Raw genomic sequence first — 12,858 nt, 5'->3', positions numbered from 1 at the left:
TGGACCAATCGTTTCTACTGCCCAGCGCTCTGCAACGCTTGTAACAACGATTCCAGATCGGATGCAATCAGGCCGCCGCTGGCGCGAATAAAGTACTCGACCTGCAGATTGACCTGTCCACCCAGATTATCGCAACTCAGGCGAAAGTCACCTCGGTAGCCAAAGATCAGCTTACCGGTGGCAAATCCGTAGCCGATCTCAGCTGCGGTACCGGAATCCACATCGACCCCATCCAGATTTGCCAAGATCCAATCGCAACGATCGATAGCTTCGACGTTGGTCCGCCCAATACTGCGGTTAATCTCAGCCAACTGTGTTCGCTGCTCATTCAGATCAGACAGCGCCAAGGCGGAACGAAGCTCTTCCGTATCACCCAGTTGCCAGGGATCAAGCGGCTCCAGTCCTAGCTGCTCCAATGCCGGAATCAGGCATTCATAATGGAACATCCTGCCAACTTCGGAAAAACCCAGCGGCCCGGCCAGATAGATTTTGATCGCCATATCGCCCCCTTGTCAGATTAAGTAACGGTCAATATCTCAGACGGTACGTATCGGCGCCGACTTCGAAAAAGCCGCTATGTTCTCACCGATCTGAAGCACTATCCGCTGCCGCGCCTCTCGGCTGCCCCAGGCGCTATGCGGGGTTAAGATCAGGTTGGGAATGTCGGAGTCCAGCAACACATTGCCTTCGCGAGGCGGCTCCTGCGAGAGCACGTCCATCGCCGCACCGCCCAGATGGCCAGATTTCAAGACCTGCGCCAACGCAGATTCGTCGACGATCCCGCCTCGGGCCGCGTTGATCAGCAGCGCTCCGGGCTTCATCAGCGCCAGCGCCCGACTATCGATCAGGTTGCGGCTTTCAGCCGTCAAAGGGCAGTGCAGACTCAACAGGTCCACCTGAGGTAACAGCTCATCCAACGCCAGCCGGCCATCGGTAGGGGTCGTACCCGGGCGCGCGGCGATCAACACCCGCATACCCAATGCCTCGGCCAGCCGCGCAACCCCCTGACCCAACTCACCGTAACCAACGATCCCCAGGGTTTTACCCGCCAGCTCCATAATCGGGTAATCAAGCAGACAGAACTGTTCGCTCCGGCCCCAGTCTCCGCGCTGTACCGCCGCCGAATAGTCTGACAACCGCGTGGCCAATGCCAGCATCAGACACAGCGTGTGCTGTACCACGGACGCGGTTCCGTACCCCTGACAGTTGCTGACCACAATCCCCTGATCCGCCGCCGCCTGCAACTCGACATTATTGGTCCCGGTGGCCGCGATGCAGATCAGCTTTAACTCCGGCAGCGCTGCGATCAATTCGGCATCCAGCACCACCTTATTGACGATGGCAACCTGCGCCCCGGCAAGCCGTTGGGCAACCTCGGTCGGTGCGGTTTTATCAAACAGCACCAACTCATCAACCTGAGAGGCGATCGAGGACAGATCCAGATCGTTTCGATCCAGACTCCCCTGATCCAAAAATACCGCTCGCTTCAACACCTGCACCCCTCCACTTTCAGACACTCAAAAAAAAGCCCGCAGCCATGACAGACGCGGGCGTTTATTGACCAGATTCCCAACGGGATCAGTTCGGTTGCATCTGGTCCCGTAGTTTCCAGAACAACTCTTCAGCCACACCCACCGGTGCCGGAATCCCCTTATCAGTCAGCAGCGACACATAAACCCCACTGCTTCGGCGCGTCATCGCTACCTGATAGCGACCGGTATATACCAACTCACCGGTCTCCGGGTCGACATCACCGCCCTGGTCGCCGTTACCGAATACGTAGATAATCCGATCACCCAGCCAGATCTTGTAGCCATCTTGGGCCGCTAAGCGTTGCTGCTCCAGATCCGGGTTATCGGCAAGCTCGACCTCCGGCTTGGAGCTGTAGCGAGGCCCTTCGTTGGGGTCCTCTTCTGCCCCCAGGGCAGTAGCCAATACTTCAGAACTGATCTTGATATCTTCGCGGTTACCATGCAGCCAGTCCAAAAAGCCGACATCGTCTTCGCTCTCGTCCAGCAGCGCTGCCGAGGAGCTATAGGTGATGTAGTACTTACCCAGACTGCGGTCGAACGAGCCGACATCCACATCGGCCGATAACAGCGAGCTTTCCAGCATATCCCAGGCCTGGTCGACCGGTACCGTCATCTTCAGAACCGGCTTACCTCGGGAATCACGCCCGATAAAAACCCGTCCCTGCTGAGCCCGGCGCGCTCGTTCGGCACTAGCCGTAGCCTCGATAGTGTTCTTGCTAAGGTAATGGAGCAGATCGTACATCACCTCGGACTGATAGCTGACACTCTTACTCTTGCCGGACCAATCCGCCGGCTCTTCAGCTTCACGGGTACTTGTGCGCAAATGATCCAACCGAATCGAAGTCTTGTTTTGATCCTCTAGATCCGGACGCAGATAGACCCGAAGCTTGTCACGGGTGGGGCCTTCTTCAACATCACTAAACGTCAGTCGCGCCACCATCCGCGAGAAAAAGCCCGGCTCCTCACCCCCGCTGTCGATCCAGGCGGTCTCCATCATTCCCTGTCGAGGGTCGGAGATTGCGATCGCTTGATCATTGTAGCCCCAGAAATCCTGCACTTTGGTCCAGACCTGGCCGATCGGCTCGTTAACCACGATTAATCGCTGCTGCCCCTCGCGGGCCAGGTTAACTTTCTCGTTGCCCGCCTCGGCGATAAAGAAGTCAGGTCTCGGGATCTCAAACTCATCATCGGTCGCGACCGCCGCTGTACCTATATCCGGAATCTCCAGCGTATTCTGGATCCGCTCCGAATCCAGATGGGACGGAACGACCAGCGGTGCCGCGATCTCCGACTTTTCGTAGTCCTGACCACGATCACGGATTACCGCATCTTCACCCCCATAGAGGAAGTTATTGGTCAGAGTTTCACAACCGCTTAAGGCAACAAAGGAGGCCGCCAAGACTACTCGATTGAGGCTATGCATAAACCGATCACACCAACTCGGCGGCTTTCAGGCTTTCACGAATAAAGCCGCGGTACTTTTCCGATAGCGGCGTTAGCGGCAATCGGATACCGTCTTGAATCAACGCCATCTCGTGTAGCGCCCACTTAACCGGAATCGGGTTCGCTTCAACAAACAGATCGCGATGCAGGTGATCGATCCGTCGGTTGATCGCCCTTGCCTGCTCGGCCTCGCCGTTCAGAGCCAGCTCGCACATCTGCGCCATCGCTGCCGGCGCGACATTAGCGGTCACCGAAATATCGCCATGGCCACCCAGCAAGATCAGTTCCAACGCCGTCGCGTCGTCACCGGAATAGAGCGCAAAATCGGCCGGCAACTTCTCTGCCAGCTGCTTGGCGCGCTCCAGATCACCGGTAGCTTCTTTGATACCGATAATGTTCGAGATCTCTGCCAACCGCAGTACGGTTTCAGGCAGCATATCGCAGGCGGTACGGCCCGGCACGTTGTAGAGAATCTGGTCAACATCGACCGCTTCGGCAATCGCCTTGAAGTGCTGGTACAGACCTTCCTGGGTTGGCTTGTTGTAGTACGGCGTAACCAGCAGACAAGCATCGGCACCAGCATCCTTAGCGGCCTGGGTCAGCTCGATCGCCTCCTTGGTAGCGTTAGCACCAGTACCGGCGATCACGGCAATACGTCCGGCAACGCGATCAACCACATGCTTGATCACCTTGCAGTGCTCGTCACAATCCAAGGTTGCTGACTCACCGGTTGTGCCTACCGCAACGATACCGTGGGTACCGGAATTGATATGGAGATCGATCAGTTTATCCAGGCCTTCCCAATCCACCTCACCTGAGGAATCCATCGGGGTAACCAAAGCAACCAAACTGCCCTTAATCATTAAATGCCTCCATCTCAAAATCGTTCATGCCCCCTGAAAAACCTATTATTTATGTGGTTCAGGGGAGACAACAAGCCTGCTATTCTAACCAAGCAACCCGGTCAGCGTAACCACCGGTGGAACAAATAAACGCAACATTTTTCTGCCCCTGACCTCGACATCCGTCCTCAGTTATAGGAGACCCGACATGGCCGTTGCCGTAGGACAACCTGCCCCGGATTTCAATGCCATCGATCAGAATGGGGAGCCGGTCAGCCTCTCCCAGTTTCAAGGTAAAAAAGTCGTTCTCTACTTCTACCCCAAAGATTCCACTCCAGGCTGTACTGCCCAGGCCTGCAACCTTCGCGATCATCATTCGCAACTGCTCGAGGCCGGTTACGTAGTCCTCGGCGTCAGCACCGATTCACCCAAGCGCCACCAGAACTTCATCAACAAGAACGAGCTGCCGTTCACACTGATTGCCGATGAGGACAAAAAAGTTCACGAACTCTACGACACCTGGCAGCTGAAAAAGTTTATGGGGCGTGAATACATGGGAACCGTGAGAACCACTTTTATCATCGACGAAGCAGGCAACATTGCCGAGATCATCAACAAAGTCAAAACCAAGGACCACAGCGCCCAGATTCTAGGTGACTAGCGATACGACTAGAACCCAGCCCGCCCCCTCTGGTTCGGGCTGGTGTCCTGACGGGTCGGCATAGTTCCTGCTGAAATCGAAGCGACGACCTAGTCGTCAGCATCACCATCGGCGACCTGGCCATGCAGCTGCTCATGCTGTTGCGGCCAGGCATTCATCACCGCCTTGATCAAGGTCGCCAAAGGAATCGCAAAGAACACTCCCCAAAGCCCCCAGAGACCACCAAAGACCAGCACCGCCACGATGATCGCTACCGGGTGTAGATTGACCGCCTCAGAAAACAGCAGCGGTACCAGCACGTTGCCATCTAGCGCCTGGATAATTCCGTAGGCAAGCATCAGGTAGAAAAACTCGTTGGTCCAGCCCCATTGGAAGAACGCGATCATCGCTACGGGAATGGTCACCACCGCCGCTCCGATATAGGGGATCACCACCGACAACCCCACCATCAACGCCAGCAGCGCCGCATAGTTGAGTCCCAGGAGGATAAAGGCGACGTAGCTCACCGCGCCGACGACGATGATCTCCACCACTTTACCGCGAACATAGTTCGCGATCTGGATATCCATCTCGCTACCCACCTGATCCAGAATCTTACGCTTCTTGGGTAAAAAAGAGGTGAGCCAGTGCAGAATTAGGCCACCGTCTTTCATGAAGAAGAACACCAGAATCGGCACCAGTACCAGGTAGATCAGTATCTGCACCACGTTAGCGATCGAGTTGACCGATGAGCTCAGTACCGCCTGCCCCATCTTGCCGATCTCGGCTCCAACCTGCTCGGTTAGTACGGAAATATGACTTACGGAAATAAGGTCCGGATACTTTTCCGGCAACAGCATCAGCAACGCCTGACCTTTCTGCAGCATCCCCGGCAACTCATTGAGCAGACTGGCCAATTGACGCCAGGTGTGGGGAATCACCACCAACAGCAGTGCCATAAAGGCACTGATAAAGGCGATAAACACCAAGGTGACCGCCAGTTTGTGGGACATCGATAGCTTCTGCTTACACTGCTGTACCAGTCCCTGCATCAGAAAGGCGATGATCAGACCAGCAAACACCGGCGCCAGCATGCCGCCGAAGGTCAGGATAATCAGCAGAGCCCCAACCAGAAACACAAACAGCAGGATCGCTTCCTCATCACTGAAGTAACGCTCAACCCAGCTGTTTAGCACCTTCAGCATCCGGACTCTCCCCTATAATTTATCGACACAACCAACCTCAAGCCTTCTGAATCAGATAGATAAAGCTGCCGTCCTGTTCCAGCGATTCAAGCAGCTTGTCGCCGGATTGGTCGGTAAATGCCTTAAAATCTCGTACCGAACCGGCATCGGTGGCGATCACCCGCAACCGCTCACCGCTATTAAGACGATTCAAGGCCTGCTTCGCTTTCAACAACGGTAACGGACAGCTCAGCCCACTGGCATCCAACACCTGAACTGTTTGATCTGGTTGACCGACTTCACCTGACATGGACCAACTCCCGAAGGTATAGTTGCCGGAATCCGAATCCGGCTGGAAACTTATTGCAAAACCAAGCGACTATATAACATATGTCCTAAGTGACATACCCTACATTGGCACCACCAGAGCTTGTGTAAAGACTCCACAAGACAAAAAGATCCCCGTAGCAACGAAGTTCAAAAGGACATTTCCGCCCAGCCATGAGCCGCATTCCGTTATCGTCCAGCGTCAGACCACGCCAACAGACTCTACCTATACTGGCACTCTGTGCGCTGCTGAGCCTGCCGTTTAACCGCCTGCTTGCCAACCAGCTGCCGCTGCTGGGCGATACCAGCTCAGCCATCGTCACCCTGGAAGAGGAGCGCCGGTTGGGCAATGCCTGGGTTCGAGTGCTACGCGCTCAGGCCCCCCTGCTGGACGATCCGATAACGATCAGCTTCGTGCAGGAATTGCTGCAACAACTGGCGATCTACAGCCCGCTTCAGGATCGCCGGCTGACTCTGGTGGTGGTCGCCAATAACAACCTGAACGCCTTTGCCGTGCCCGGCGGCATCATCGGGGTAAACTCGGGCTTGTTCCTGTATGCCGGCACCGAAAGCGAATTCGCCTCGGTGCTGGCCCATGAGCTCTCGCATCTGAGTCAACGTCATTACGCCCAGGGGCTGGCCGAGGACAAGCGCAGTCTACCCGCTCGCCTGGCCACCACTATGGCGGGCATCCTGCTACTGGCCACTACCAACGGCCAGGCCGGTGCTGCCGCGATCATCGGTGGACAGGCCGCCGCCATGGAACGCCGACTGGCCTACAGCCGCAGCAATGAACAGGAGGCCGACCGGGTCGGGATGCAGGTACTGGTCGACGCCGGTTACGAACCCGAATCCATGCCGCGGATGTTCTCCCAACTGCAACGCTCGATCGCCAACTTGGGTCGCAAACCGCCCGAGTTTCTGCTCACCCACCCGGTCACCGAATCCCGAATCGCCGATGCCCTGAACCGCTCTTCACAACTGCCCCGCGGCGGACGGGTCAACAGCCTGCGCTACCAGTTGATTCGCACCCGGGTACAGGTTATGTCGATCGGCGATAACAACGCTGCCTATAAACGCTACCTGGACGCCCTGGACGCCGGCCAGGAGACCGAATCGGTCCGATACGGTATCGCCCTGAGCGCCCTTCGGAGTCAGCGCTACGAGGAAGCCCGGCAGCAGATCGACTTATTGCTTGAACAACACCCCAACGAGCTGATCCTGCGACTGCTGCAGACCGAACTCTGGATCGAACAACAGCAGGCCGAACAGGCAGTCGAAACTCTACAGCAGCTACTGGATGTGTATCCGCAGAACCACCCGATCACCATGCAGCTGGCCCAGGCGCTGCATCAGCTGGATCGGCAGGCGGAAGTAATCGCCCTGCTGGAGAACCAAAGCCGGGTAGAACCGAATGATATACAGCTCTGGTACGAGCTGGCAGAAGCCTACGGTCTGAACAACAACATCAAAGGCGTACACCTGGCCAGGGCAGAATACTTCCTGCTCAAGGGGGCACTACCGAAAGCCACCAAGCATCTGGAGCTGGCACTCAAACAACCCGACCTGAGCGAACACGAACGGTTGCGGGTCGAACAACGGGTCAAGGAAGCCGAGCAGCTCAAAAAGGATATGGAGTTTTAATCGCGCATAAAAAAACCGATGTCGTCAGACATCGGTTTTTTCTATCGATACCAGATCAGCGGCCGGCCTGGGCTGCCTTCAGACTGGCGGAGAAATCCAACATCCGCCGCAAAGGCACCAGCGCCCGCTCGCGTAACTGGCTATCGACATGAACTTCCTGGGCTCCGGTCTCTAACACCTCAGCCAGATTGTCCAGCTCGTTCATCGCCATCCAGGGGCAGTGGGCACAGCTGCGACAGGTGGCTCCGCTACCGGCTGTGGGAGCTTCGATAAAGTTCTTATCCGGAGCAGCCTGCTTCATCTTGTAAAAGATACCGCGGTCGGTGGCGACGATGAAATCCGGGTTGGGCATATTCTTCGCTGCGGCGATCAACTGGCTGGTTGAACCAACACAGTCGGCCATTTCCACCATCGATGCCGGTGATTCCGGATGCACCAGAATGGCCGCGTCCGGATAAACATTCAGCAAGTCTTTCAGCCCCTTGGCCTTGAACTCTTCATGAACGATGCAGGAGCCGTCCCACATCAGCATCTCGGCGCCGGTTTGGTTCTGAATATAGCCACCCAGGTGCTTATCCGGCGCCCAGATAATCTTCTCGCCCTGATCGACCAGGTGTTCAACAATTTCCAAAGCACAGCTGGAGGTCACCACCCAATCCGCACGCGCCTTCACGGCGGTGGAGGTGTTGGCGTAAACCACCACCTTATGGTCAGGGTGGGCATCACAAAAAGCGGAAAACTCTTCGATCGGACAACCGATATCGAGTGAACAGGTTGCTTCCAACGTCGGCATCAACACGCGCTTCTCGGGGTTCAGGATCTTGGCCGTTTCTCCCATGAAGCGAACCCCGGCGACCACCAGGGTGCTGGCTGGATGCTCATTGCCGAAACGCGCCATCTCCAGCGAGTCCGAAACGCAACCACCGGTTTCTTCTGCCAGCTCCTGCAATAGTGGATCGCAGTAATAGTGCGCGACTAAGCAGGCATCCTGTTCTTTAAGCAGCCGCTTAATACGGTTTTTATAATCGACAACCTGGTCAACGCTCAGGTCAGCATGTTTGTAACTATGGGCCAAATGTTCCTGAACCAGAACACGCTCAGCTATCTGTTGGTCTGTCAGCATAATTGTAGGAAGTTAACGCGATAGGTATTGGTACACCGTCGATTATACCACAGCCAGGATCGATTCCATTTGCCGGGTAGAGAGCGGCGAGCAGGGTGTCAGTTCGCTGCAACGGATCGGGATAGAAGCCATTATCTCCGCTTCAAGAGCCCTGCCGGAACAGTAAAGTCGGCCATCGTAGCAGACCGGGCCGAAAAGCACACCCATATCATCGCAACGTCCGCTTACCGATGAGACTCGCACCAGGTGGCTTTCCTGTTTCGCTCTGATAGCATCTATGCAGGACTGATCTTCAACCCAGCCCGGCCTCTCCTCAGCTGCGGATCACCCAATGACAACCAAGGACGGTTAGCACCATGTTACATAGCCATGATTTTTTGAAGCAGCTCTCCGGTGAAGCTATCGCTGAGATTGCCAGACACGCAGGCAAGCATCGATTCAGTAAAGGCGAAGTGATCATCCATAAAGGCCAGAAAACCGCCGGTGCCTATCTGGTTGAATCGGGGCAGTTGCGAATCTTCACCATGGATGGCAACGGTAATGAAAAGCCCATCTATCAACTCGATGCCGGCGAGATCTGCATTCTTTCCATCAACGCGGTGTTGAAGCAATCGGTTTACCCAGCCTGGGTCTCGGTCGAGACCGACCAGGTGGTAGTGCGCGCGATTCCAGCCTCAACCTTCCGCGAGCTTTACAACCGTGACGCCACGGTCAGAGACTTTGTGTTGGCCGAACTGTCGGAGTGTATTTTCGGCCTGATGGGTAACTTGGAAGAAGCCGCTGTTCATGACGTCGATCAGCGTATCAACAGCTATCTGGTCCGCTCCTGTCCACAGAGCGGTGTGCTTCGGATCAGCCATCAGGAGATTGCCGCCCGAGTCGGTACCGCCCGCGAGGTGGTCTCCAGGCATCTGAAAAAGCTGGAGAAAGAAGGTCAGGTAAAGCTGTCCCGACTTAAAATCGAACTACTAGATCCGGTAAAACTGGCGCAAATCGACTCCTGATCAACAGTAAAAACCTCTGTGACCTGACTCACATACAGCCATGGCATCGCTTTTTATAGTCGATTCTCCAGATAACAGGAGAACACTATGAAACCACTATCGCTACTGGCCGCCCTGGCCCTGGGCTGCACTCTGTCCACTGCAACGCTGGCAGATCAAATGGAACCGCTGGAACTTGATCATTCCAGCACCGCCTTGCTGATCACCGACCCCCAAAATGATTTTCTGAGGGAAGGAGGGGCCGCCTACGAACTGGTGAAAGACAACCTTAAGCAACTGGGCACCATCGACAATATCGGTAGCCTTTTCCAAGCAGCCAAAGATGTAGACCTAGCCGTTTTCGTCAGCCCGCACTGGTATTTCCCCCATGATGACCACTGGCAGTATCGCGGCGCACTACAGCAAACCATCAACGATATCGGTATGTTCAAACGCGCCTCTGTTACCGACGCCGGCGACCTCACAAACTCCGGCGCCGACTTCTACGAGCCCTACAAGAAGTACATCTACGACGGTAAAACTGTGATCAGCAGCCCCCACAAGGTTTACGGCCCAGACTCCAACGACCTGGTACTGCAACTAAGAAAGCGCGGCATCCAGACCGTACTGATCGGCGGGATGGCGGCAAACCTCTGTACTGACTCCCATATGCGCGAGCTGGTGGAGAATGGATTCGAGGTCATCATGATCAAGGATGCCGTCGGTGCTCCCGGAGAAGCGGCTTATCAGGCCGCATTGACCAACTACGGCATGATCGCCAACTCCGTGATCAGTACGGCCGATGCGATTGAACTGATCGACCCCTGATCCGATAGCACGCAGGGCTTGAGACTCAGGCCCTGCAGTTTTAGCTACAACCAGAGCCCATCGAACCATGTCGCTACTATTTACTTTGCCACTGAGCCTGCCCTTAGTTCGACGCTTTTGCTGTCGGGTCAAACAACCACTTCCCGGTCAACTAAACCCAGCCCTGACCTGGATGCTGGTCGGGATTGCGGCTGTTGTCATTGTCGTTAAGCTGATAACGCTGCTGTGGTTAGACGCCCTGCTCCCCAAACCCGGTCTTATTACACCTCCAGCCACTAAGATCGCTTCCCCCTACCTGCTACCACACCCGAAACCTCCCAGCCGCGCCCCTGCTGCATCGACAACTACTGAACGCTACCGCTGGCAAGCTTTGCCAAAGATTGCCCCCGAGCCGCTCGATAACAGGAACACGGTCGCGAAGATCAACCTGGGGCGCCAGCTGTTCTTCGACAAACGTCTGTCGATCGACGGTACGGTTGCTTGCGGATCCTGTCATCAGCTCACCGGCAGTGCCTATGGCGCCGATCGCCAAACGGTTTCGACCGGCATTGATGAACAGCGCGGTAGCAGAAATGCACCCACGGTATTGAACGCCGCGTTTCAACGCCGTCTGTTCTGGGATGGCCGCGCAGAATCGCTGGAGCAACAAGCACTGGGACCCTTGACCAACCCGCTGGAGATGGGGATGCCGAGCCTGGAGGCCGTAGTCAATCGTGTCCGCGATACTCCTGAATATGCCGCGCAGTTTCGTACCGCCTTCCCGCAGCAACCGCAAATAAGCAGCGATAATATCGCCAAAGCTATCGCCAGCTACGAACGCACCCTGATCACCCCAAACACAGCCTACGATCGTTTTGTCGGTGGTGAGGAATCAGCCCTGACGCCGCAACAACTTCGCGGCATGGCGCTGTTCGAATCAATCGGTTGCGTGCTTTGCCACTCCGGCCCCAACTTCAGCAGCGCCAGCCTGTTCGATAACGACAACGGCCTACGGCTTTTCCCTGCCAATCCCGACACCGAATATCAAAGTAAATACCGCCTGATCGAAGACAGAGGCGCCGTTGCGGATGATGAAGATGCGAAAGTTGGTGTCTGGCGGGTACCCTCACTGAGAAATGTCAGCAAAACTGCGCCCTACTTCCACAACGGCAGTGTCGATACTCTGGATGAAGCGGTGCGGGTGATGGCGTCAACACAGCTTAAGCGCAGCATCAGCAACGACCCCGCAAGCCAGCAAAGCATCCACTGGTCTAAAGCTCAGCTGCGTTTTGCCAACCTAAACAATGTCGCCATCAGTGATAGCCAGGTCCGCGATATCGTTGCTTTTCTGGAGAGCTTGACCGGCCCATTACCCGAGCAAAATCCCTTAGGGTTTTCTGCCCAGTCACGCTAGACGCTAAACGGGAAGTCGTTGAAGCTGCCGAACGGCACAAAAAAGGCTGTATCAGTACAGCCTTGAGAAAGTTGGTGGGTCGTACAGGATTCGAACCTGTGACCAATTGGTTAAAAGCCAACTGCTCTACCAACTGAGCTAACGACCCAACGCGGGCGCTATCATACCGCCCAAATGCTAAAAAACAAGTCCCGGCAAGCGGATTCGATCAGTCCTGATAACGGGTCGGATCTTCAACCCCGGCATCGACGAACCCCTGCGCCCGTAGACGGCAGCTGTCACAGACGCGACAAGCCCGCCCTTGCTCGTCAGCCTGGTAGCAGGAGACCGTCAGACCGTAATCCAGCCCGGCCGTTATGCCATGGTCGATAATCTGAGCCTTAGTCAACGACATCAGCGGGGTCTCGATCCGGATCTGGCGACCTTCGACACCGGCTTTGGTTGCCAGATTGGCCATCGCCTGAAACGCTTCGATAAATGCGGGACGGCAATCAGGATAGCCGGAATAATCGACCGCGTTAACGCCGATAAAGATCGCCTCGGCCTCAACTACCTCAGCCAGTCCCAACGCCATCGATAGGAACACGGTATTACGTGCCGGCACATAGGTCACCGGCACCCCCTCTTCCATCTGCTCCGGCACCGAAATACTGTGATCGGTTAACGCCGACCCGCCAATCTCCCCCATATCGAATCGAACCAGCTTGTGCTCAACGGCTCCCAGCTGTTTAGCTACTGCCGAGGCGGCATTCAGCTCTGCCAGGGAACGCTGGCCGTAGTCAAAACTCAATGCATAACACTGATAACCCTGTTGCTTGGCGATGGCCAACACAGTGGAGGAATCGAGGCCGCCCGAAAGCAGCACAACGGCTTTTTTAGCTTGCTCTGACATCGGTCTGTCCGCTAACAATTGACTGTG

12 protein-coding genes, 1 tRNA gene and 1 pseudogene are annotated in these 12,858 nt (G+C 55.8%); 5 read left to right on the top strand and 9 right to left on the bottom strand.

Annotated elements, in window-relative coordinates:
• Positions 1–14 precede the first annotated feature (14 nt).
• From DV711_RS01355 to dapA, 4 genes are all read right to left on the bottom strand, one after another.
• Positions 15–500 carry a nucleoside 2-deoxyribosyltransferase gene (locus DV711_RS01355; RefSeq protein WP_114693849.1) on the bottom strand — a complete coding sequence of 162 codons (486 nt, stop codon included), beginning with the start codon at positions 498–500 and terminating at the stop codon, positions 15–17.
• Positions 501–536: 36 nt separating this feature from the next.
• Entirely contained in the window at positions 537–1,517 is a 981-nt protein-coding gene (locus DV711_RS01350) for a 2-hydroxyacid dehydrogenase (protein WP_243633710.1), read from the bottom strand.
• Positions 1,518–1,578: 61 nt separating this feature from the next.
• A complete protein-coding gene (gene bamC, locus DV711_RS01345; protein WP_114693848.1) occupies positions 1,579–2,955 on the bottom strand; it encodes an outer membrane protein assembly factor BamC in 1,377 nt (458 codons plus the stop codon).
• Between the two features lie 7 nt (positions 2,956–2,962).
• Complete coding sequence (gene dapA / locus DV711_RS01340; protein ID WP_114693847.1) at positions 2,963–3,838, bottom strand: 4-hydroxy-tetrahydrodipicolinate synthase; 876 nt, start codon at positions 3,836–3,838, stop codon at positions 2,963–2,965.
• Positions 3,839–4,025: 187 nt separating this feature from the next.
• Here dapA and bcp point away from each other — a divergent pair, with 187 nt between their 5' ends.
• Positions 4,026–4,478 carry a thioredoxin-dependent thiol peroxidase gene (gene bcp, locus DV711_RS01335; RefSeq protein WP_114693846.1) on the top strand — a complete coding sequence of 151 codons (453 nt, stop codon included), beginning with the start codon at positions 4,026–4,028 and terminating at the stop codon, positions 4,476–4,478.
• 89 nt (positions 4,479–4,567) lie between these two features.
• Here the strand turns inward: bcp and DV711_RS01330 are convergent, their stop codons facing one another.
• Positions 4,568–5,662, bottom strand: a complete 1,095-nt coding sequence (locus DV711_RS01330) for an AI-2E family transporter (protein ID WP_114693845.1) — start codon at positions 5,660–5,662, stop codon at positions 4,568–4,570.
• A 37-nt stretch (positions 5,663–5,699) separates the two neighbouring features.
• Positions 5,700–5,951, bottom strand: coding sequence for a sulfurtransferase TusA family protein (locus tag DV711_RS01325; RefSeq protein ID WP_114693844.1), 252 nt, complete (start codon positions 5,949–5,951; stop codon positions 5,700–5,702).
• 191 nt (positions 5,952–6,142) lie between these two features.
• On the opposite strand from DV711_RS01325, the gene DV711_RS01320 reads away from it, so the two are divergent.
• Positions 6,143–7,612, top strand: a complete 1,470-nt coding sequence (locus DV711_RS01320) for a M48 family metalloprotease (RefSeq protein ID WP_114693843.1) — start codon at positions 6,143–6,145, stop codon at positions 7,610–7,612.
• Between the two features lie 55 nt (positions 7,613–7,667).
• Here the strand turns inward: DV711_RS01320 and nadA are convergent, their stop codons facing one another.
• Positions 7,668–8,735, bottom strand: a complete 1,068-nt coding sequence (gene nadA / locus DV711_RS01315; protein WP_114693842.1) for a quinolinate synthase NadA — start codon at positions 8,733–8,735, stop codon at positions 7,668–7,670.
• 356 nt (positions 8,736–9,091) lie between these two features.
• On the opposite strand from nadA, the gene DV711_RS01310 reads away from it, so the two are divergent.
• The 3 genes from DV711_RS01310 (at position 9,092) to DV711_RS01300 (ending at position 11,939) form a co-directional block, all read left to right on the top strand.
• Complete coding sequence (locus DV711_RS01310; RefSeq protein WP_114693841.1) at positions 9,092–9,739, top strand: Crp/Fnr family transcriptional regulator; 648 nt, start codon at positions 9,092–9,094, stop codon at positions 9,737–9,739.
• Positions 9,740–9,826: 87 nt separating this feature from the next.
• Entirely contained in the window at positions 9,827–10,546 is a 720-nt protein-coding gene (locus tag DV711_RS01305) for a cysteine hydrolase family protein (protein ID WP_207802511.1), read from the top strand.
• Positions 10,547–10,916: 370 nt separating this feature from the next.
• The gene (locus DV711_RS01300; protein WP_165839960.1) at positions 10,917–11,939 is read left to right on the top strand and encodes a cytochrome-c peroxidase; all 1,023 of its coding nucleotides are present in this window, start codon (positions 10,917–10,919) and stop codon (positions 11,937–11,939) included.
• Between the two features lie 72 nt (positions 11,940–12,011).
• On the opposite strand, the gene DV711_RS01295 is transcribed toward DV711_RS01300, so the two are convergent.
• Positions 12,012–12,087 (bottom strand) — tRNA-Lys (locus DV711_RS01295).
• Positions 12,088–12,147: 60 nt separating this feature from the next.
• Positions 12,148–12,852 (bottom strand): annotated as a pseudogene (gene queC, locus DV711_RS01290) (7-cyano-7-deazaguanine synthase QueC); the annotation flags it as partial.
• Between the last annotated feature and the right edge of the window lie 6 nt (positions 12,853–12,858).

The organism is Motiliproteus coralliicola, assembly GCF_003345655.1.
Lineage (GTDB): Bacteria > Pseudomonadota > Gammaproteobacteria > Pseudomonadales > Balneatricaceae > Motiliproteus > Motiliproteus coralliicola.
This window is presented reverse-complemented; position numbering and strand designations above follow the sequence as displayed.